Raw genomic sequence first — 21,588 nt, 5'->3', positions numbered from 1 at the left:
CATGCCCTTCATGGTAATAAAAAACAAGCTATAAACCTGAATTCGGCAGTTTAAGCATGAAGCACATGAAGTTCATGAAGGATTCCAAAAACTTACCAAATCCTTCTCGCTAACCTTTTTGGTGAGCGAAAGTTCTATACAAACGCGTAATAAGCTATTGAATTAACTTCCTATTATTCATGATCTTCATGGTGAAATGCTTTTTCTATGATAAACATTGTGCTATGTAAGTACCCGTTCATGGTTCGATACCTTCGGGAATCGGCTCGTCGGCGGGTAAGGTTGCGAAGCCGTGAGAGGCGAACGACGGCAGCGCGATACGGTTGGATTTAACCGCCAGTTCCAGACTATTGGCGCCGGCACCGAGTCGAGAAATTTGCCTTGCAGTTAAAGTCACTCGCCAAATGCCGTTCTCGGACGGTTCAGCCTTACCTTTAAGCGAAAGCTTGCCATCGCCGTCAAACAATAAAAAGATGACTTCGTCGATGGCGTCGTTCGGATAGGGCTTTCCTTGATATGTGACTTGCAAGTCGAATGTCGCAGGCTGACCGGCTTTGACGAGGATCGGACCTCCCATGACTAATTCGGGGATTTCCGGTTGAGCGAAGCGCAGCCATTTGTCGGCGGGGTCCGGAAAATCTTCGTTACGGCGCAGCACGATGCTGCCTTCTAGGGGATGCACCGAATGCAGATAAAAAGGCCCATTGCCGATCCAAAAATGACCGCGTTCGGCATACCAGTCGCTTAGTGCTTTGTAACGCGTTTCTACTTCGTCGGGACTCAAGTAGTGTTTCAGCAGCGAGGTAAAAGGAATAAAACCTTCAAGCCTAGCCGACTCGAGCAATTGTTGCATGATCGGCAAGCTAGGGCCGGACACCAGGCTCAACCAGTCGATTTGCAGATGGTCGGCTTTGTGCGAGGAAAAGGCCAGACGCTCGTTTTGTTCGGCTAAAATGCCCAGAGCCAAGGTATGCCAAGGTAAGACGCTAGGGCTCTTGTCGGCAACCGTAACCTCGGCGTCGGGATGGATTTGATCGCTGTAGATGTCGATGATCAGAGGTTGTTTCGAGACGATACGCCATCCCCGGAAATGACCCTGAAAGGATTCGAAATTGGGCACATGGGCGCTGTCGTACAACGGACTGTTCGGATCAGCCCGCTCGAAGCTAAGAATCCACGGCAGCAGTAAATCGGCCAGGGATAACGTGCTTCCGTCGTGCCAGCGCCGTTGCCAATAATCGTCCTTATAGCGAATACGAATGCGGCCGCGCGCTTCAAGGCCATCGGGGTGTTTTTCGGCGACCGTGATAAAGCGCTTGTCATGACTATTCCAATCAATCCAGGCATTGCCGGGAACGTTTATGGTTTCGGCCCGGTGTATCGTCAGCCAATCGTGACTGATGATCAATGGCACGCCATATTGGACTGTGACGTCAGCCGATTGGATATGCTGGGGCCAATACAGGCCTGTAAATGGGTCCGGCAACAAAGGCGGGTCTTGTAGGGCGCGGATGATTTTTTGGTCGAAGATCCAATTACTGCCGGCGACCGGATTCCAAGGTTCGGTTAACAAGCCGGGCGAGCCTATGACCATGTTTCCGCCGACTTGATCGTCAAATCGTAAGGTATAGGGCCACAGTGCGGAGGCGGAAACACCGCCGGCTAGGTCGACCGCCAGTCTCACATTATGAGCCCGGGGCCAGGCATTGATTTGATCCACCAGCCATACCCGTACAGAATCTTCCAAGGCCAATTGCAGTGCCCGGCTCATTAAAGCCCGACGCTCCGGCCAAGTGCGGTAATCGCGGCGTTGCAAGCGGTCGGCAATCTCGTCGAATTCGACCGAAGGGCGATAAGTCTGCCATAAAGGGTCGGCGCGGCCTTTGGACGTGTAATAGTAGCTGAAACTATCGGTTAGATCGCGCTCGATGCGGCTGGCAACCCAACCGCCAGTGTACAGATGCCAATGGCCGGCATGGGGATCGCCGGCAAGCCAAATGCGTGAAGCTTCGCCGGCGGTTCGATAGAGATAGCTGATTTCGAACCCGAGATTCTCGAGCAGCGCGCCAATATAGTCGCCGATATTTTTGCGCGCATCTTCGGTTCGGATCAATAGACGCAAACGTACCGGCCGGTCTTGATACCACCAGCGGCCCTGTTCGAATCGAGCACCCAAAGACTGCATTTCCCTATCGATGATGTGTTTGGCGGCTTCGGGATCGTGTTGATAACGAAGTTCTAAAGCTCTGGCAACGTCGGCCAAATGCGCATAATCCGGAAATGCGGTGCTCAGCGGGAGAAAACGCGGGACAGCCAATCCGCCGTAGATTTCTTCGGCAATATAGCGGCGGTTGATCAGTTGATTGAGGGCTTCGCGTATCGCCGGAACATGAAAGGGATTGAGTTCGCCATTGGCGAAATGGGGGCCAGCCGGATTGAGGGTCAGTTCCACCGAGCTGCCGTAGGAAATATCGTAGTCGGCGTTTTTCGAATCGCGAAGACGCTGAAAAACCGTGGTGCTGGTGATAGCCTGCGTGAAAATATGATGGCTGCCGCTTTCGATCAGGTTGACCACCTGTCCGATATCGCCTTGCTGGGTAAAGACGATCTGGTCGACCAAGGCGCCGCGGCGACCATCGTTTTGTCGTTCTTCGGAAGATTGCCGACCGGTTTCGACGAAGGCTGGTGCCGAGCCCTCGTTTTTCAAGTAAAAAATGAAAATAAGCGCCGCGAGAACCGATAGGGCAATCATGGCAAGAACGAGTTTGTTCATGTGCTGCTCGCATCGGTAAAGTGGATGGAAAGCATTCGTTTGACACAGAGATTGTGCATTTCGGGCATGCTATGATTTAAAAAAAGCGATGTCAAACAGCTATCCAGCTATAACAAATAAAGCAAATCTAACGTAAGAAATCTTGCACTTCTTCCTGCGTCGGTAATCCGGATCTGGCACCGGTCTTGGTACAACATAGCGCACCGGCCGCGCTGGCGTAATTCAAAATATCCGGCCAGTCTTGACCTGCGGCCAATGCGGCGGCGAATGCGCCGTGAAAAGCGTCGCCGGCGCCTGTGCTATCGATCGCGATCACAGGATAGGCCGGCAGCTCGCCTTGTTCATTACCGCGTTGCCAAATCAAACCGTTTTCGCCCAAGGTGATCACGACAGCCGGTGATATTTCCGCTAGCCGCCTCAATGCGGCGGATATGTCGCCGGCGTATTGCCGCGCGAATTTTTCCGAAGCAACCAAGTAATCCGATAAGTCCAATAAGCCGATGCTGCCCTCGTGTACCGAGCCTGCGTCGAGCACGGTCGGAATACCGTTGTATCTTGCATAGCGCGCCAATTGTAAGGAAATATTCGGTTCGTGACCGTCGAACAGCATGACCTTGGTTTCGAGGTTCGAATAATCGATCGCACTGGCGGGCAAGGGTCGGGTTGCGCCTTTGTAATTAATCAGTGACCGCCGGCCGTCGGGTTTGACCAGTATTGCCGACAGTGGTGTCGGTGCCTTGCCTCTAATAATAAAACGAGTATCGACGCCATCATCGAGCAATTCTAGCCAATGTTTGTTACCGAATAAGTCATCGCCTAAATAACCGGCAAAAGCCGCATTGAAACCAAGTCGGGCAACCGCTATCGCGGCATTGGCGGCAGGCCCTCCACCGCAGCCGGCAAAGCGGTCGGCAAACACTTTTTCATCGGCGTTGGGGTGAGCCGGGACCGAAAAAATCAAATCGTAAGTCGCTTGTCCTGCGCAAAGGACATCGATACAAGTCGTAGGTTGATTCATAAGCGGAATAAATGCTAGTTATTACTGAGGCAAGTGTTGCAGTTTATACGCATCGTAGATCAATAGAGAAATTCAGCATAGATTACGCCTTTTATATAATCTCTATTTAAACACTTTAATGCGATAATATTTTACAAATAAACATGCAATCTATTTTCGATGATGAAAAAAAGCCTATCTTTTCGATCCTTTTCGAACGAAGACGTTAAAAAAGCATTGATCGGTAAAGATATAGTCGAACAATCGCCAATTGTTTTCCAGGCTCGCGGACTCACGAAAATTTATCGTATGGGCGAAGTCGAAGTGGTCGCATTGCGCAATGTCGATCTTGATCTGTATAGAGGCCAATTCGCCGTATTACTCGGTGCATCGGGGAGTGGAAAATCCACGCTCATGAATATTCTAGGCGGTCTGGATACCGCGACTTCCGGCCATGTGCTATACAGTGATAAAGACCTTACCGTCGGCAATGAGAGAGAGTTGACCGCATTTCGTCGCGACCATGTCGGCTTTGTATTTCAGTTTTACAATTTAATTCCGAGCCTGACCGCGCGTGAAAATGTTGCCGCGGTCACCGAGATTGCTTCACAACCGATGACACCGGAAGATGCGCTCGAGCTTGTCGGCATGGGTAAACGGTTGGATCATTTCCCGGCCCAACTTTCCGGAGGAGAACAGCAGCGGGTTGCAATCGCTCGGGCCATTGCTAAAAATCCTTCTGTCTTATTGTGCGACGAGCCGACCGGCGCGCTCGACTCATCGACCGGAATCGTTGTTTTGGAAGCGCTCGAGCGTGCAAATCGTGAACTCGGCACCACGGCAGTGGTTATCACCCACAACATAGTCATTGCAGAAATGGCGCATCATGTGATTCGGCTAGCCGATGGTCGTATTATAGGTTCCGACTTTAATCAAGCGCGTAAATCGCCGTCGGAACTGAGCTGGTAATGCGGGCGCTCAACCGCAAATTACTACGCGATCTTTGGCTGATGCGAGGTATGACTTTGGCCATTTCTCTGGTCATCATCGGCGGTATCTCGACTTTTATAATGTCGCGGGTTACCTACGAATCGCTCAAATTAACTCAAACGAGTTACTACATTAATCAACGTTTCGCCGAAGTATTCGTAAGTTTGGTACGGGCTCCCGAAGCAGTGGCGCAGCGTTTCGAGGAATTGCCGGGCATCAACCAAGTCGAAACTCGCGTCGTGGCGGCTATTAATATCCAGGTAGAAGGTTTCGACGATCCCATTACCGGCCGCATTGTTTCATTACCCGATTTTGGTGCGCCTCGGCTCAATGTGCCATATGTGCGGCGCGGACGATTGCCGGTGGCAGGTCCCGGAAACGAAGTGGCGATTAGCGAAGCCTTTGCCGATGCGCATCGTTTAAAGCCGGGTGATCGTATCGTGGTGATTATCCGAGGACATCGCAAACGTCTTAATATTACCGGCATTGTTTTAACGCCAGAGTATATGTATGCGATTCCGCCGGGAGGACTATTTCCGGATTATCAACGTTACGGCATTTTATGGATGAGCCGTAAGGCGCTTGCTACAGCCTACGATATGGATGGTGCTTTCAACAATGTAATTTTTTCGCTTCAGTCGGGTGCATCCGAGCGCGATGTTATTGATGGAATCGATCTTATTCTTGCTCGTTATGGCGGGTTAGGCGCTTACAGTCGTAAAGATCAGTTCAGTCATCGATTCATTACCGATGAATTGCATGCCCTTGAAATCATGGCAACCATTTTTCCAGTGATTTTTTTGAGCGTGGCGACGTTTCTATTGAATATCGTCATCAGTCGATTGGTGTCAACAGAGCGTGAACAAATTGCGACACTGAAGGCATTCGGTTATGCAACATCGCAAATTGCAGCGCACTATATCAAATTGGTTATAAGCATAACATTTTTTGGGATAGTGTTAGGAGTCGCACTCGGGCTTTGGTTTGCAGACGCCTTATGCAGCATGTATCAACAGCTTTATAGTTTTCCCTATCTTCATTTCATATTGAACCCTGCTGTCATGTCGCAAGCCGTGTTTGTTACCCTATTTGCAGCGCTGGCAGGTACAGCTTTTGCCGTTCGGCGAGCCGCTCAGCTTCCGCCCGCGGAAGGTATGCGCCCGGAACCGCCTCTAAACTACCGAGCTACGCTTATCGAGCGTATCGGCTTACAAAAACATCTTGACGAACCGTCGCGTATGATAATTCGCCACATCGCGCGGCAGCCCGTCAAGGCAGGATTAACGATATTGGGTATCGCAGCCGCATGCGGTATTTTGATGATGACCAATTTTCAACGGGATGCAATCAATTGGATTATCGAAGTGCAGTATGGCTTGAGTAGCCGTGAAGATTTAACCGTCATGTTCAACGATCCGACATCGTATCGTGCGCTCTATTCGTTAGGAGCATTAGAAGGAGTGAATCATATTGAAGGCTTCCGATCCGTTTCCGCTCGTCTGATACACGGCAATCGCAGTTACCGTTTTAAAGTCGACGGCATAGAACCCGGCGGGGAACTGCAGCGGATATTGAACCCATCGCTTGAGTCTATCGATATTCCCGAGGAAGGAATTATATTGTCCGATTACCTGGCAACGCAGATTCTCCAAATCAAGCCCGGTCAATTACTGACGATTGAAGTTCTTGAGGGCAATAGGTTTGAATTTAAGGTCCCTGTCGTAGGTACTTCACGGCAATATCTTGGTGTCAATGCATATATGAATCGCTCGACACTCAACCGTTTGATGCATGAAGGACCCGCAATTTCCGGTGTACGATTGTCTGTGGATCCCGAATATCAAATCAACCTCTATCATCAACTTCGAGACATGCCGCGCGTTGCTGGAACCATCGTTCGCGATACGGCAATCGAACAGTTCAATGAAATGATGGAAAAAACGATTCTATGGTTTTCCTTTATCACTGCCCTGCTGGGCGCCTTTGTCGCTTTTGGCGTCGTGTATAATTCGGCCCGTATCGCATTTTCGGAACGAAGTCGGGAGCTTGCCTCGTTACGAGTATTGGGTTTTACCCGCGCCGAAGTCGGTTACATCTTGCTGGGTGAAATAGGCTTGCTGACCCTAGCGGCCATTCCTCCCGGTTTTCTGGTTGGAATCGGTCTGTCGAGTTACATTGCAAAGTCATTTTCATCCGATCTTTACCGCATTCCGATGATCGTAGTTCCGTCGACTTATGCTTTAGCGGCTTCCATCGTGTTGATTTCCTTTGCAGTAACTGCTGCGTTGATCTGGCGGCAGTTGAGTCGTCTCGATCTTATCGAAGTATTAAAAACACGGGAGTAAAGTAATGCCGTCAGGACGTTTTGTAGGGATATCGGCACTAATGGCGCTTGTTATACTGGCGATTGCATGGGGTTTCTGGCCTAGACCGGTATTGGTCGAAACGAGCATCGTTGCGCGCAGGCCGTTGCGGATTATTATAGAAGAAGAAGGCAAAACACGAGTTAAAGAGCGTTACATGCTTTATGCGCCAGTGGCGGGTTACCTTAGACGCATCGATCTGGAAGTTGGCGATGTTGTCGAGCTAGGTCAACCGCTGGCCTTGATCGATCCCTTGCCGCCGACAGTATTGGACCCCCGCAGCCGAGCGGAAGCGGAAGCACGAGTTGCCGCGGCACGCTCAGCCTTAGCGCGTGTCAAGGCTTCAGCCGGACAAGCCCGTGCCGAGGCCGAACATGCTTCGGTAGAATTTCGCCGCCGCGAAGAATTGATATCGCGTAGTTTGATATCGCGTTCGGAATTCGACCAGGCACGCAGTCGTATGTTGGCCTTGAAAGCCGCGGCGCAAGCGGCTAATTCGGCAATCGAGGTGGCCCGTTTTGACTTAGAGGCAGCGCAAGCGGCGCTTCGTTATTCGGCTGTAGCGGATACTTCAAAGCCGGTTGAAACCGTACAAGTGCGCTCGCCTATCGGTGGACGCGTTTTAAACATCGAACAGAAAAGCGCCGGCGTAGTGCCTGCCGGACACTTGTTGTTGGAAGTCGGCGATACGCATAATCTGGAAATCGAAGTTGAGGTGTTATCTCATGATGCGATACGTATCGAACCCGGTGGGCGTGTATTATTGGAGCGTTGGGGAGGCAATGACATACTCGAAGGCGTCGTGCGGATCATCAAACCGACGGGCTTTACTAAAATCAGTGCGCTAGGAGTCGAAGAGCAGCGTGTAGTGGTCATCGCGGACATTCGTTCTGCCTCAGAAATCTGGCGGCGCTTAGGTGATGGTTACCGAGTGGAAGCAAAATTCATCGTTTGGGAACAACCAGATGCACTGACCGTTGCCAGTAATGCATTATTCCGTCACAACGACGGCAGGGCCGTATTTGTTGTTGAAAATGGGCGTGCTCGATTGAGATCGGTACGGACAGGCCAGACTAATGGTTTATTGACTGAAATTTTGGAAGGACTCGTACTCGGAGAGGAGGTAATCGACCATCCCGATGATACGATAGACGAAGGCACGCGCGTTGCGTCATTTGGTTCTTAAGGCAGCGTGTTTCAAAATAACGTTCATGAAGGTCTAGCCATCGCCCCGGCAAATGAAAGTTCTCTGGTGGGGAGGGTACGGTCACTCGCCCGACAGGACGCCGTGAACCCAGCACCTAAATTCCATAGGTCTTTGGCAATGATTCAAAATCATGGCTTATTTAGGTGCTGGATGAATTATACCTTTCGCACTTCAAATTTCGGCAGTGCCTGAGGAGGCGCCAGGGTGTGCGGCAAAGGCTTTGCCAGCATGGAGCTGGCATAGAGCCTACAGGGATGTATTCACGGCGTCCTTTGACGGACACCCTGGTGCCGAATTTTGATCTGCGATGGGTATATCCAAGATAGTTAACCATAGCCAATGGACTATGGAATTTAGGTGCTGGGTGAATACGTCCCTGTAGGCTCGACGGCGGCTGTCCTTGCCGCCGACGCCTGCCGATCGAGCAACCGCACCCTCCTCGGAACCGACATTGTTTTTCATATTTCTCGTTCCCACGCTCTGCTTCACCAGAGGAATTGCGAACTTTCACAGTAAAAGCCTGCCCTTCTCCGTTTTTCATCCATCAGGATATTGAAAGTCAATGCATTGGTAAGCTATCGGTTATCGTTGTTTAGCGAGTCCCAATAAAATGTGGTTTTATGTCATAATAGCGTGTTTTTTCCCATCATATTTTCGCCGGTTAAAGCCATGTCAGACAGAAAAATTCTTGTTACCAGTGCTCTACCTTATGCCAATGGTCCGATTCATTTAGGACACATGGTCGAATATATTCAAACCGATATTTGGGTACGGTTTCAGAAACAACGGCATCAGCAATGCTATTTTGTCTGTGCCGACGATACGCACGGTACGCCGATCATGCTTAGGGCCGACAGCGAAGGCATCACGCCCGAACAATTAATCGCCCGCTCCGCCGAAGAGCATTTGGCCGATTTTACCGAATTCGGCGTTGCGTTCGACAATTTTCATAGTACGCACTCTGAAGAAAACAAGTCGCTTGCCGAGTTGATCTATAGACGTTTGCGCGAGGGCGGGCATATCTCATCGCGTAGCATCACGCAGGCTTTCGATCCGGTCAAAAACATGTTTTTACCTGATCGCTTCATTAAGGGCGATTGTCCGAAATGCGGCGCAAAGGATCAGTACGGTGACAGCTGTGAGGCGTGCGGCGCGACCTATTCGCCGACCGAATTGAAAAATGCCGTATCGGTCGTTTCCGGCGAAAAACCGATCGAAAAAGAATCGCTGCATTATTTCTTCAAGTTACCGGATTTCGAGAACATGTTGCGAGAATGGATCGCCGAAGGCCATTTACAGAATGAAGTCGGCAACAAAATGAACGAATGGCTCGAAAACGGTCTGCAGGAATGGGATATCTCGCGTGACGCGCCGTATTTCGGCTTCGAAATACCGGATGCGCCAGGCAAATATTTCTATGTCTGGCTCGATGCGCCAATCGGATACATGGCTAGTTTCAAAAATCTATGCGAGCGCGAGGAAGACTTGAATTTCGACGATTTCTGGGCCGAGGAAAGCGATGCCGAGCTTTATCATTTCATCGGCAAGGACATCATTTATTTTCACGCATTGTTTTGGCCGGCAATGTTGAAGGGATCAGGCTTTAGAACGCCGAGCGCAATCTTCGCGCATGGTTTTTTGACCGTTAACGGCGAAAAGATGTCCAAATCGCGCGGCACTTTCATTAAAGCGCGCACCTATCTCGACCACCTGAACCCGGAATATCTGCGTTATTATTTTGCCGCGAAACTCGGTTCCGGCGTCGACGATATCGATTTAAATTTCGACGATTTTACTCAGCGCGTCAATTCCGACCTAGTCGGTAAAGTCGTTAATATCGCCAGCCGTTGCGCCGGTTTTATTCATAAACGTTTCGACGGTATGCTCTCGAAACATTGTTCGGAGCCGGACCTGTTTGATTATTTCATCGAGGCTAATGAAGGTATTGCACGTTGTTATGAAACGCGGGAATTCGGTAAGGCAATGCGTGAAATCATGGCGCTCGCAGATCGCGCCAATCAGTATATAGACGAGAAAAAACCCTGGCTGATCGCGAAAGAGGAAGGTCGAGACGCGGAGCTGCATGAAGTCTGCTCGATGGGCATCAACTTGTTTAGATTACTGATCGCCTATTTAAAGCCGGTCGTGCCGGCGATGGCGCATCAAGCCGAGATTTTTCTGAACTTGGAACCGGAGGCCTGGCCGGATAAAGCCGAGCCGTTGCTCGATCATCAGGTCGATGTGTTCCGACCGTTGATGACTCGTGTCGATTCGGACAAGATCGCTGCGGTGGTCGAAGCCTCAAAGGAAAACCTGCAAAAAACCGAGGAGCCGAAACCGAAACATTTCGACCCGATCGCCGAGGCTATCGAGTTCGACGATTTTGCCAAACTGGATCTTCGTATCGCGCGCATCGTCAAAGCAGAACATGTCGAAGGCGCGGACAAGTTGTTGCAATTGACCGTCGATATCGGCGATGAAACACGCAATATCTTTGCCGGCATCAAATCGGCCTACGCACCGGAAGACTTGGTCAACAAATTAACGCTGGTCGTCGCCAATTTAAAACCGAGAAAAATGCGTTTCGGCCTATCCGAAGGCATGGTGCTGGCGGCCGGGCCCGGCGGCAAGGACATTTGGTTACTGAGTCCGGATCAAGGGGCTGTGCCGGGTATGCGCGTTAAATAAGGCTGATAGGTTAAAAGCTCAAACGAGTCGCAGGTGCGCTTCGCGTACCATTTTTAGGCTCGGGAGGCTTGCGAAATATTAACCCAGCCTTAACATTTAGCGTCAATAAGTAATTGATAAATATTTAATAATTAATTTAATGGCACTGCAAAGTTAAATTTGGCATGATTTTTAATTATTTTATTTCAATAGCATAGGCGGTAGGCACATCACTTGTTAAAGCTGGGTAAAGCGGTGCGGTATGACGAAACGTTTAGGACGGGGTTGCAAACCCCAGCCTGCTTAGTGATGTACATGGGAATTATAAGCAATTGAAATAACTTAGTATTCTTAGATAGTTTCTCGATCAAAAGAGAGTATTCAATCACGGTGGGGTGACAAGGCCTCGTTAAGCGCCGATTGCAAGTCGTTATATTCAAAACTGAAGCCTAGTTCATTAATGAGTCTTAATGGCATGACGCGTTGGCTGCCAAGCAATAGTTCCGACATTTCACCGAGCAGTAGCTTCAAAGCCCAAGCGGGAATCGGCAGTAAGGCAGGACGTTTCAAGCTGGCGGCCAGCGTTTCTGTGAACTCGCGATTGGTAACGGGCTTAGGTGCCGTAGCATTGTACGGGCCGCGCATCGAGTCGTCGTTCAACATTGCGCAGGCGATGTTGATCCAATCTTGCCGGTGTATCCAAGACATCCATTGGGTGCCGGGACCGATTCTACCGCCCAGGCCAAGCTTGAAGGGTAAGAGCATCCGTTGTAGTAGCCCTCCTCCGTGACCTAGCACCAAACCGGTTCGTATTAAACAAACTCTGATATCGAGTTGCTCGGCTTGAAGCGCACTGTTTTCCCAGGCCGAGCATAAACGATGTGAAAAATCGTCCTTGGCAGCCGTTTCTTCATCGATAACCGTGTCGCCTTGATTGCCGTAATAGCCAATCGCCGAACCGCTTATCAAGACTTCCGGTTTTACGGCCAATCGTTCCAGCGTTTCAAACAAACGATCCGTCAATAAGACCCGGCTATCCCATATAATGCGTTTTTGCGCCTCGGTCCATCGTTTGTCGAAAATTGGCGCGCCGGCCAGATTAATGACCGCGTCGAATCGTTGGTCCGGAGTGATGTTGTCGAGGTTGTCCAGGCCTTTTGTGCCGGGGCCGCAAATTAACGGAACGCGTTCGGGATTTCGGCTAAGTACCGTTAGTTGATGACCCTGGCCGCTCAATTGTCTGGTCAAAAGAGTTCCGATAAAGCCGGTGCCGCCTGTTAGTAATATACTTCGCATGGTCATATTTGCGGTTTTAATGGCAATGTTATTTTGTTCGGTAGCAAAACGCGAAAACAGGCGCATAGCAAGCTATGTAACTGTTTTCGCAACGCAGCTATCGGACAAAAGAACGCGTCAGAAAGCCGCAAATGTGGCCGTGCGAAGTATTTATTCATGACTCGGGCTCCGTAGTGAGAGTGGCAATAATAAATTTAGCCGGCTTGCTTATCGAGATTCTTCGACATGTTGATCGTCGTGTTCCTGTTTTACGGGTAGGAATGATAATAAACCATAAGCTATATGTGAAAGCCCGGCATAGAGAAAAAACAAGCGATAAGTATGATCGATCGGAATTTGATTGACGCGACCATAAAACTCCAGAGCACCACTCAACAAAATCAAAAAAAGACCGGCGGCTGTCAATTCTTTATAGCTTTGCTTCATGAAACAATAGGCGAACATCGATAATTCCGCTAGAACAATATAAATCATCATGATTTTAATGTTATTACTCAAAGGGCCGTAAAGGTCGCTGTTGAGCTCGAAAAATGCTTGGTTAGTAGTCGTAAAGGATAGGGTTGCTGCCGCGACGCTGACAGCCAGAGAGACATAATAATTAGCTTCCAACGCATATTTGAAGCTGGTTAAGCTTTTTGTAGCAAAACTATTCATGAAATTATCCTTAAAAAAAAGTCCTCCTGAAAGAACCGAACAGGAGGACTTTATAGAGGAGGACGTTTTCGGCGGCTAGGTTTAGGTTGCCAGGCCGCTTTGACCGATATTGCTGCCGCCCGTTGTATCCGGTGTCACCGTAACAGGGGGCTGTTCGTCCTTGTCATCATCTTCCGGTATCGGAGGCGCAATTTTTTTGCCGTTCATTAAATCATCGATTTGAAACTTATCGATGGTTTCCCACTGCATTAATGCATCCGCCATGTTATGAAGGATGTCCATGCGATCGGTGAGAATCTGTTTGGCACGCTCATAGTTTTTGTCGACCAGCGATCGAATTTCGTCGTCGATCAAGCGTGCCATTTGTTCCGACATTGCTTTATTTTGCGGACCGAAATAGCCTTGATTCTGATCCGGGCCATAATCCATCGGTCCGAGGCGATCGGAGAGACCCCACTTAGTCACCATGTTGCGGGCCAATTGAGTGGCGCGCTCGATATCATTCGAAGCGCCGGTGGTCACTTTGTTCTTGCCGTAAATGATTTCTTCGGCAACGCGACCGCCGAATAAGCTGGCGATTTGGCTTTCCAACTTATCCCGGCTGGCGCTATAGGAATCCCGTTCCGGTAGGAACATCGTGATGCCTAATGCACCGCCACGGGGCATAATGCTAACTTTATAAACCGGATCGTGCTCCGGAACGACTCGACCGACGATGGCATGACCGGCTTCATGATAGGCTGTCATCAACTTATCTTCTTCGCGCATCATCATGCTTCTTCTTTCGGCGCCCATGAGCATCTTGTCGCGGGCTTTGTCGAGATCCTCCATGTTCACTTCGCGTTTGTTTTTACGCGCCGCGAATAAAGCCGCTTCGTTGATCAGATTCGCGAGTTCCGCGCCGGAAAAGCCGGGCGTGCCTCGGGCCAGGTCGTTGATGTTGACATCTGCGGCTTGCGGTACTTTTTTGATATGTACACCGAGAATCTGCTCGCGGCCTTTGATATCGGGTAAGCCGACCGTGACTTGTCGGTCGAATCGGCCCGGTCTCAGCAAGGCTTTATCGAGTACATCGGCGCGGTTGGTCGCGGCGATAACGATGATGCCTTCGTTGCCATTGAAGCCGTCCATTTCCACAAGCAATTGGTTCAAGGTTTGTTCGCGTTCGTCATTGCCGCCGCCCATGCCGTTGCCGCGATGACGGCCAACCGCATCGATCTCGTCGATGAAGATGATGCAAGGCGCGCGTTTCTTGGCTTGTTCAAACATATCGCGAACGCGAGAGGCACCGACACCGACAAACATTTCAACGAAATCCGAACCGGATATCGAGAAGAACGGAACACCCGCTTCACCTGCAATGGCCCGAGCCAGCAGTGTTTTACCGGTTCCCGGAGGACCGACCATCAAAACGCCACGCGGTATCTGACCGCCGAGGAATTCGTATTTGGCGGGGTCTCTCAGAAAATCGACCATCTCGACGACGTCTTCCTTGGCTTCTTCGACGCCTGCAACATCAGTGAATTTGACCTTAATTTGGTTTTCCTCAAGCAACTTGGCCTTGCTTTTACCGAAATTCATCTGGCCGCCCATGCCGCCGCCTTGCTGTCTTCGGAAGAAATAAACCCAGACTGCGATCAGCAATAACATCGGTGCCCATGAGATAAAGATCTGCATCAGCATCGATTGTTTCGGTGGCGAAGCTACTTTAATTTTGACGCCGTATTCCAACAATTCGTCGATCATTTTGGCATCGTTAGGGTTATAGGTCATAAACCTTTCCCCGTTACGCCGGCGACCATTGATTTCCTCGCCGTTGATCGTGACTTCAGAAACGACTCCGGCCCGTATGTCTTCGATAAAGTCAGAGTATGACAAGGCATAGTTACTGTCGTTTTGCGGACCCATTCGGCTAAATGCCGTGAATAGCGTAAGCCCTACCGCTATCCAGATGACGATTTTAAGTGCATTTGATTTCATTTAAATTTTCTCCTCTTTAGAGATGTATGAGGATATCATTCTTCTTTCGAAAAATACCTGAAGAAATCCGATTTCGGTTCCAATAACAGAGTATCCTGAGTATTTTCGAACGATTTTTGATAGGCGTTCAAGCTTCGGTGGAATGCATAAAACTCTTCATTTTTGCCATGGCTGACCGCATAGATCTCGGCCGACTTGGCATCGCCACGTCCTCGTATTTGTTCGGCTTCTCGATAAGCGTTGGCCAAAATAATGTCGCGTTCCTTATCGGCCTGCGCGCTAATTTGTTCTGCAAGTTCCGCGCCTTGTGAGCGGAATTCTCGGGCAACTCTTTCGCGTTCGGCTTCCATTCTACGAAATACAGAGCTGCTGACTTCGTCCGGCAAATCAATGCGCTTTATGCGTATATCGACCAACTCGATGCCGTATTGTTCAGCGACCGGGCTTAATTTTTCCATCAACACCTTGCGTAAATTGCCTCTATCCTCGGAAACCAACTCTTTAATGGTTCTTAAACCGAATTCGCCGCGCATCGCATCTTTCATAATTTGATCGAGTCGAAGGTTGGCTTGAAAAGAATCGCCGCTGACCGTTGTATAAAACAGACCAACGTCGCCGATTTTCCATTTGGCAAAAGAATCGACAATCACATTTTTCTTTTCCGAAGTCAGGAAACGTTCGGATTTGGCATTAAGAGTTTGAATACGGGCATCGAATGCATTGATATTATTGATTAACGGCATTTTGAAATGAAGGCCCGGCCGATAATCGGATTCGACGATTTCGCCCAAGCGAAATTTTATCGCTTTTTCACTTTCACCAACATAAAACACCGACATATAACCAAGAATCAGCACCGATAAACCGGTGGGAACCAATAACTGTTTAGGTAATGAGTTCATAGTCTGCTCCTGCTGGAACGGATGGTAGAAGCATAGATGGGTTTTCGGGTGTCGGTTTGGGCGGCCTTTTCGATTTGCGCAATAGAGTTTTGGTTAGGGCTACCGGCTTTCTGTTCGCCATTTTTCTGCATAGAATCGATCGGCATGTAGAACATATTATTTCCGTTTTCAACCGCTACAATTACTTTGTTGGTGTTGCTGTAAAGTTTTTCCTTAGCTTCGAGATACAAGCGTTTGCGGGTTATTTTGGGCGCTTTTTCGTATTCGACCAATAATTGATCGAAGCGTTGCGTCTCGCCGGTTGCTCTGGCGACCACTTGTGCCTCGTATGCTTCGGCCTCCTGAATCAATCGTGCCGCAGCGCCTCGAGCTTTTGGAATCACTTCGTTGGCATAAGCTTCGGCTTCATTGATCAGTCTTTGTTTGTCTTCTCGTGCCCGAATGGCATCCTCGAAAGCATTTTGAACTTCTTCGGGGGGTTGAGCATCCTGAAGGTTGACACTAGCGATACGCAAACCTGTTTGATATTGGTCCATCGCTTCCTGTACCTGATCCTTGATTGCTGTGGCAATTTGACTGCGGCCTTCAGTTAGGATGAAGTCCATATTATTTTTGCCGATAACGCCCCGCTCGATACTCTCGGTCACTTGCTTAAGCGTGGCTTCGGCATTTTTGACATTGAATAGATAATCCCTGGCATCTTTAATTTGATATTGAATGGCTAACCTAACGCTGATAATGTTTTCATCTTTGGTTAGCATTAGCGATTCGGGTAAGTCAGATCCGTTTCCAAGTTGACGCCCTCCGGTTTGATAACCGATTTCAATGAAACGTTGTTGTTCGACGTCGACGATAGAGACGTCTTCTATTGGGAAAGGTAAATGCCAATGCGGGCCAGGCATTGTGGTGGCTTGATAGGCGCCGAAGCGGGTTTCTACGCCTCGGTTGCCTTGGTCCACGATATAAACGCCGCTGGCAAACCAGGCAATCAAAAACGCGGCGCTTGAGTAAGCGAATATTGGTTTGTAATGACGGCTAAGAAAGTTTTGCGGCTTTTTATTGATGCCTCGCCATATATTTTCGAATTGAGCTTCCCAATCGGACTTAGGATTTTCACCTAGTTCCTCCGGGCCATTATTTTTATTGTTCCAAGTCATAGCGGACTCCTGATACTCGTGCGTTAAGGCCGGTTTATTTTTTAACCGGCCTTTTTATTGTTCGGTCGAATGTCGGTTTAATCGCTTGTTTTAGCCGGGTTCGAGAAAATCGACTAAATCACTGCTGAATTTATTTTTTAATTTCAATAGTGCGCTGTTCTGAATTTGCCTGACCCTTTCCCGGGTTAACGACATCCGGTCGGCAATGTCTTGCAGCGTCATTTCGGTATCGCTGTCGAGTCCGAAGCGGCAATTGATGATGTCGGCTTCGCGTTCGGGCAGGGTTTGGATAGCCTTCCTCAAACAGTTTTTCAGTGCCGAATTAGCCAATATATTGATCGGTTGCGGAAAATGGTTTTGCTCCATCGAATCGACGATCGCCGGTAAATCTTCATCATCATTGATATTGTTATCGAGCGAAATGGTCGGTTGATAATTATTGACGATGGCTTTGATTTCTTCTTCGGGCAAGGCGCAGATTTCGGCTAGTGTTTTATTGGTGGGCCATTGGTTGTGTTTGACCAGATAATCGTTCATCGTTTCGAACACCGCGGCCGCTTTTGCCGCGATGTTGTAAGGTAGGCGGACCATTTTTTCCTGTCTCACCATGCCTCGAGTGATGCTTTGCTTGATCCAATAAATCGCATAAGTGGAAAAGCGCACCGATCGCCGCCAATCGTAACGGTCGACCGCCTTGATCAAACCCACGGTCCCGTCTTGAATCAAATCGGTAAACGGCACCGAAGAATGGTGATATTGACGCGCAATGAACGTGACTAGCCTAAGGTTGCCGCTGATCATCGCACGTCTTGCGGAAATCATTCGTTGTTGCTCTATCGACGCGGATTTCAACAACTCCAAGTCATCAGCGTTGAGTGCTCGATCCTTGAGCCGGCAAGTTAAGACCTTGACGATTTGTTGCAGGAAATTAGGTAAAAGATGAAGATCGTCCAGTAATTGCCTGCATTCGGTCAATACGGTGCTTGAATGCGGGTTGCCTTTGGCGTTGATTACTTGTTGAAAACACTCTAATAACTTGCTTGAGAGCTGTTTAGCGGTATCCTGTGCAGCATTGTCTTTTTGTACAGGTTCGAGATTGTTTTTTCTGATAAGCTCGGATAAATCGATGCCATCGCCGATAGCGCTAACAAATTCGCCGGCGATAACCGATAGTCCCGAATCCGAATAAATCATCAAACGCGATAATTTAAAGCGGCTCTGCTCCATTTGTTGAGCTAGCGAGGTTAATTCCTCGGGAGTCAAAACCGATGCATTTTGCTGATGGATCAATAACTCGTCGCCTCCATTCTGCATGAATGTCATTGCATTATTCGATGAGGACAGCGCTTCGGTTTCCGCAAATAATTCGGCATCGGCAGGCTCCAATTCGATTTCATCGGAATCGTTGTTTAGGGTGTCGATTTGCGGTCGCCTTGAATGCATTAAATCCGTTTCAAGAGAAGCTTCCTTATAAAAGCCTCGAAAACTGCCGGAACGGTACTGATTGTTTAGCATTGAATAGTTCATTTGGGTCATAGTGGATTGCCCCTTACCAGGTAACTGGTTATATACCCTGAGTAAATACTTTGTTGAGTCAACTAAAGCTTGGATTAAACATTACTCCTGAGTACAATGTTTGTCAAACATTAATCATAAACAAAACCTGTGCATAAATGTATACAATAAAAACCGTGACCTCACTCACAGGCATAAACACCGAAACACTTAGAGCTTGGGAAAGGCGCTACGGAACCGTTAATCCCGTTAGGGACAGCAAAGGTCGGCGTCTTTATACCCAGCAAGATGTCGAGCGCTTGACGCTCTTGCTAGCGGCCACTCAGCAAGGTTTTACGATTAGCAAAATCGCGGACTTGAGTAACGATGAGTTACAGAATCTGTTGAGCGCCAATCAAAATGCGCCTAATGCTAATCAGGAATTGTTTTTTGTGCGGATTGTCGATGCTCTGCTGCAGTTTCGCATGGATGTTTGCGAAGACTTGCTTAGGAGGGCGCTGATCGCAATGGACCCTCTCTGCTATGCCCGGGAGGTTCTTTTGCCGACGCTGGAAAAAGTCGGTAATCTTTGGCATGAAGGTAAATTGACAATTGCTCAAGAGCATTTATTTTCCGCCTGTGTTAAACGAATTGTGTTAAGCATGGTGAATCACGAACAGCCATTTTCCGGAACCAATCCCGGTGTGATGTTTTCGACCATGACCGGAGAACATCACGAATTCGGAATATTGCTAAGTTGCTGGTTAGCCGCTAGCCAGCGATGTAAATGCTATTACATCGGCCCCGATTTGCCATGGGAAGACTTGTTAAACGCCGGAAACCGGCTCAAGCCTTCTGTTATCGTGATGAGTTTCGCTAATACCCCGCCTGAACAAGCTATGATTCAAAACTTAAATAATCTGTCCGAAGCGTTGCCGAAAGATATCCAGTTATGGGTCGGCGGTACCGGTGCACAGTATTTGTTCAAGTCGAAGCAACTGCCGGAAAGGTCGGTTTTTACCGCTAGTCTTGACGACTTTTACCATCGAATCGGTCGTATGATTGAAAGTCGTCCGCTCTCTCGGCCGTATTAGCGATTCTCGATCGATTGATTTAAGTTCTGACTTTTCAATACATGAAAAGTTCTTAATTTCTTATGAATTCAGTAGGTTTTTTTAATTCAGTCGTTCAAATGATATGAAGGCGAGGTTTTTATTGCATTCACGGTAAATGGCTTTCATAATTCAATGCTTATTTAACACAGGACTATTGCCTGTTATTGCTGATTCGATGCTCAGATTCTTTTTTACTTTCTCAATTCCAATGCATGGTTGTTTTGACCGAATAACGTCCGAGCGGATGGTTTATCGCTTGAGGCTGTGCGTGGTTATTTCGGAGTGTAGATTTAGGGTTATGAAATATATGGCATTAAATATGTTTAATAATCAACAATATGCTTAAAATGGGTTGCCGAAGAATAATGTGAAAAGGGCCCGGACGGGCCCTTTTTTTTGGCTTAACCCAGCTTTAACATTTAGTGAGAATGAATATAAGATGTTGAAAAATAAATAATAATTTTTAATTCTATGGGACATAGTCACTATAGTTGTTTAGGCTGGGTTAACGTTTACACAGTCCCGTTTGCGGGACCCAATTAGGGAGGGCAGCAATGAATGAAGAAATCAGTCATTTGGTTGAGCGTCTTAACGAAGCAGAAAATGAAGATCAAAAAACTGTTTTTGAACAAGCCATAGAAGAATTAGAAAGTACCGAATTGGCATTATTGTTGGAATCCCTGCCCGTGCACCAACGTTTGGAGCGTTGGCAGCAGGTTCCTGTCGAAGATCGTGTCGATGTTTTGGTCGCCATGCGTTCCGAGCCCAGACAGACGATCATCGAAAGCTTCGAAGAATCGGAATTGCAGATTTTGCTGAGCGGCTTGCATGCCGAGGATTTAATCGAACTGGCGGAAACATTGCCGGAATCGGTGATCGATACGGCGCTTGGCAATATGGATGCCAGTCAGCGAAAGCATTATCAGTTGTCGGCGCAATATGACGATGAACGAATCGGCCGCTATGTCGATCATGAGTTATTGATTTTGCCAAGGACGGCAAGGGTTAGACAGGCGATGCGTTTGATCCGAAAAAACCTGCCCGAGTACACCGATTGTATTTATCTGATTCAGCGCAATGGTGCTTTCGTCGGCACCGTTCTTGTTCATAAATTGTATGCTGCGGATCCTCTTACGCCATTGATCGAATTATGCATTGACGATCCTGGTACTGTGTCGGCGGATAGTTATTTAACCGATGCTGCGGAAAAGATGGAGCATTCGGGGCTAACTGCATTGCCGGTCATCGATGCCGATCAACTGTTATTAGGCAGAATCACCTTGCGCTTGGCTTTGGAAATTACTCGCGAAGAATATGAAAGCCAATTGATGGCGACCGCGGGTATGGATGAAGACGAAGACTTATTCGCTCCAGTGATTCGTAGCTCCAAACGCCGAGCCACCTGGTTAGGAATCAATTTGTTAACGGCTTTTCTGGCCTCTTGGTTCATTGGCTTATTTGAAGGTACTTTACAACAAATCGTTGCATTAGCGGTGTTGATGCCGATTGTCGCATCGATGGGCGGGATTGCCGGCAGTCAGACTTTAACATTGATCATCAGAGGCATCGCGTTGGGTCAAATCAGCAAGGGGAATTTTAAGCCGCTTTTGATTAAAGAAGTCAGCGTCGGCATACTCAATGGCCTGTTGTGGGCTTTAGTGATCGGCGCTATTGCAGGTATTTGGTTCGGAAGCCTGTCTATCGGTTCGGTGATTGCGGCCGCGATTGTCGTGAATATTATCATTGCAGCTTTTGCAGGCGTCGTAATTCCATTGGTCTTGGATAAGCTCGATATCGACCCGGCCTTATCCGGTTCGGTCATACTAACAACCGTGACCGATGTTGTCGGTTTTGTTGCTTTTTTGGGTTTGGGGACCGTTTTTTTATTGTGATAAACATTAGGCTCTTTGCTAATCAAATGATGATGCCCCCTCGAATCAACGATGAAAGTTGAAGTTTGATAGGAATAGAGAGGCCTCAATGCTGTCATAAT

Annotated in this window: 14 protein-coding genes; 6 read left to right on the top strand and 8 right to left on the bottom strand. The window is 48.5% G+C overall.

From position 1 onward, the window contains the following. Positions 1-238: 238 nt before the first annotated feature. Positions 239-2,773: an ABC transporter substrate-binding protein gene (locus WJM45_RS20890; RefSeq protein WP_341326933.1), complete on the bottom strand. Its 2,535-nt coding sequence runs from the start codon at positions 2,771-2,773 to the stop codon at positions 239-241. A 127-nt stretch (positions 2,774-2,900) separates the two neighbouring features. Further along, positions 2,901-3,791 (bottom strand): PfkB family carbohydrate kinase, encoded by an 891-nt coding sequence (locus WJM45_RS20885; protein ID WP_341326932.1) that lies wholly within the window; start codon positions 3,789-3,791, stop codon positions 2,901-2,903. Positions 3,792-3,950: 159 nt separating this feature from the next. Between WJM45_RS20885 and WJM45_RS20880 the strand changes: the two genes are divergently transcribed. The 4 genes from WJM45_RS20880 to metG all read left to right on the top strand — a co-directional run bounded on the left by WJM45_RS20880 (position 3,951) and on the right by metG (position 11,018). Continuing rightward, positions 3,951-4,739, top strand: coding sequence for an ABC transporter ATP-binding protein (locus WJM45_RS20880; protein WP_341326931.1), 789 nt, complete (start codon positions 3,951-3,953; stop codon positions 4,737-4,739). Next, complete coding sequence (locus WJM45_RS20875; RefSeq protein ID WP_341326930.1) at positions 4,739-7,105, top strand: ABC transporter permease; 2,367 nt, start codon at positions 4,739-4,741, stop codon at positions 7,103-7,105. Before WJM45_RS20880 ends, WJM45_RS20875 begins: the two co-directional genes overlap by 1 nt. Positions 7,106-7,109: 4 nt before the next feature. After that, positions 7,110-8,309, top strand: a complete 1,200-nt coding sequence (locus WJM45_RS20870) for an HlyD family efflux transporter periplasmic adaptor subunit (protein ID WP_341326929.1) — start codon at positions 7,110-7,112, stop codon at positions 8,307-8,309. A gap of 690 nt (positions 8,310-8,999) precedes the next feature. After that, on the top strand, positions 9,000-11,018 hold the full coding sequence (gene metG / locus WJM45_RS20865; protein WP_341326928.1) for a methionine--tRNA ligase: 2,019 nt from the start codon (positions 9,000-9,002) through the stop codon (positions 11,016-11,018). A gap of 360 nt (positions 11,019-11,378) precedes the next feature. On the opposite strand, the gene WJM45_RS20860 is transcribed toward metG, so the two are convergent. The 6 genes from WJM45_RS20860 to WJM45_RS20835 all read right to left on the bottom strand — a co-directional run bounded on the left by WJM45_RS20860 (position 11,379) and on the right by WJM45_RS20835 (position 18,501). Next, positions 11,379-12,293 (bottom strand): TIGR01777 family oxidoreductase, encoded by a 915-nt coding sequence (locus tag WJM45_RS20860; protein ID WP_341326927.1) that lies wholly within the window; start codon positions 12,291-12,293, stop codon positions 11,379-11,381. 207 nt (positions 12,294-12,500) lie between these two features. Continuing rightward, positions 12,501-12,947 carry a hypothetical protein gene (locus WJM45_RS20855; RefSeq protein WP_341326926.1) on the bottom strand — a complete coding sequence of 149 codons (447 nt, stop codon included), beginning with the start codon at positions 12,945-12,947 and terminating at the stop codon, positions 12,501-12,503. Positions 12,948-13,028: 81 nt separating this feature from the next. Beyond that, positions 13,029-14,927: an ATP-dependent zinc metalloprotease FtsH gene (gene ftsH / locus WJM45_RS20850; RefSeq protein WP_341326925.1), complete on the bottom strand. Its 1,899-nt coding sequence runs from the start codon at positions 14,925-14,927 to the stop codon at positions 13,029-13,031. 35 nt (positions 14,928-14,962) lie between these two features. Further along, the gene (gene hflC / locus WJM45_RS20845) at positions 14,963-15,829 is read right to left on the bottom strand and encodes a protease modulator HflC (RefSeq protein WP_341326924.1); all 867 of its coding nucleotides are present in this window, start codon (positions 15,827-15,829) and stop codon (positions 14,963-14,965) included. After that, positions 15,826-16,986, bottom strand: coding sequence for an FtsH protease activity modulator HflK (gene hflK, locus WJM45_RS20840; RefSeq protein ID WP_341326923.1), 1,161 nt, complete (start codon positions 16,984-16,986; stop codon positions 15,826-15,828). The genes hflC and hflK overlap by 4 nt, the downstream gene beginning before the upstream one ends. A 90-nt stretch (positions 16,987-17,076) precedes the next feature. Next, positions 17,077-18,501 carry an RNA polymerase sigma factor RpoD/SigA gene (locus tag WJM45_RS20835; RefSeq protein ID WP_341326922.1) on the bottom strand — a complete coding sequence of 475 codons (1,425 nt, stop codon included), beginning with the start codon at positions 18,499-18,501 and terminating at the stop codon, positions 17,077-17,079. Between the two features lie 158 nt (positions 18,502-18,659). Here WJM45_RS20835 and WJM45_RS20830 point away from each other — a divergent pair, with 158 nt between their 5' ends. Continuing rightward, a complete protein-coding gene (locus tag WJM45_RS20830; protein ID WP_341326921.1) occupies positions 18,660-19,574 on the top strand; it encodes a MerR family transcriptional regulator in 915 nt (304 codons plus the stop codon). Positions 19,575-20,149: 575 nt separating this feature from the next. Beyond that, positions 20,150-21,487 carry a magnesium transporter gene (gene mgtE, locus WJM45_RS20825; RefSeq protein ID WP_341326920.1) on the top strand — a complete coding sequence of 446 codons (1,338 nt, stop codon included), beginning with the start codon at positions 20,150-20,152 and terminating at the stop codon, positions 21,485-21,487. Positions 21,488-21,588: the final 101 nt, after the last annotated feature.

Source organism: Methylotuvimicrobium sp. KM2 (genome assembly GCF_038051925.1).
GTDB lineage: Bacteria > Pseudomonadota > Gammaproteobacteria > Methylococcales > Methylomonadaceae > Methylotuvimicrobium.
This window is presented reverse-complemented; position numbering and strand designations above follow the sequence as displayed.

Excerpts from the sequence above, each read along its gene's own strand:
- mgtE (WP_341326920.1), top strand. The coding sequence starts at position 20,150 with ATGAATGAAGAAATCAGTCATTTGGTTGAGCGTCTTAACGAAGCAGAA.
- WJM45_RS20880 (WP_341326931.1), top strand. The coding sequence starts at position 3,951 with ATGATGAAAAAAAGCCTATCTTTTCGATCCTTTTCGAACGAAGACGTT.
- WJM45_RS20830 (WP_341326921.1), top strand. The coding sequence starts at position 18,660 with ATGTATACAATAAAAACCGTGACCTCACTCACAGGCATAAACACCGAA.
- ftsH (WP_341326925.1), bottom strand. The coding sequence starts at position 14,927 with ATGAAATCAAATGCACTTAAAATCGTCATCTGGATAGCGGTAGGGCTT.
- hflC (WP_341326924.1), bottom strand. The coding sequence starts at position 15,829 with ATGAACTCATTACCTAAACAGTTATTGGTTCCCACCGGTTTATCGGTG.
- metG (WP_341326928.1), top strand. The coding sequence starts at position 9,000 with ATGTCAGACAGAAAAATTCTTGTTACCAGTGCTCTACCTTATGCCAAT.
- WJM45_RS20875 (WP_341326930.1), top strand. The coding sequence starts at position 4,739 with ATGCGGGCGCTCAACCGCAAATTACTACGCGATCTTTGGCTGATGCGA.
- WJM45_RS20860 (WP_341326927.1), bottom strand. The coding sequence starts at position 12,293 with ATGCGAAGTATATTACTAACAGGCGGCACCGGCTTTATCGGAACTCTT.
- WJM45_RS20885 (WP_341326932.1), bottom strand. The coding sequence starts at position 3,791 with ATGAATCAACCTACGACTTGTATCGATGTCCTTTGCGCAGGACAAGCG.
- WJM45_RS20835 (WP_341326922.1), bottom strand. The coding sequence starts at position 18,501 with ATGCTAAACAATCAGTACCGTTCCGGCAGTTTTCGAGGCTTTTATAAG.
- WJM45_RS20870 (WP_341326929.1), top strand. The coding sequence starts at position 7,110 with ATGCCGTCAGGACGTTTTGTAGGGATATCGGCACTAATGGCGCTTGTT.
- hflK (WP_341326923.1), bottom strand. The coding sequence starts at position 16,986 with ATGACTTGGAACAATAAAAATAATGGCCCGGAGGAACTAGGTGAAAAT.
- WJM45_RS20890 (WP_341326933.1), bottom strand. The coding sequence starts at position 2,773 with ATGAACAAACTCGTTCTTGCCATGATTGCCCTATCGGTTCTCGCGGCG.
- WJM45_RS20855 (WP_341326926.1), bottom strand. The coding sequence starts at position 12,947 with ATGAATAGTTTTGCTACAAAAAGCTTAACCAGCTTCAAATATGCGTTG.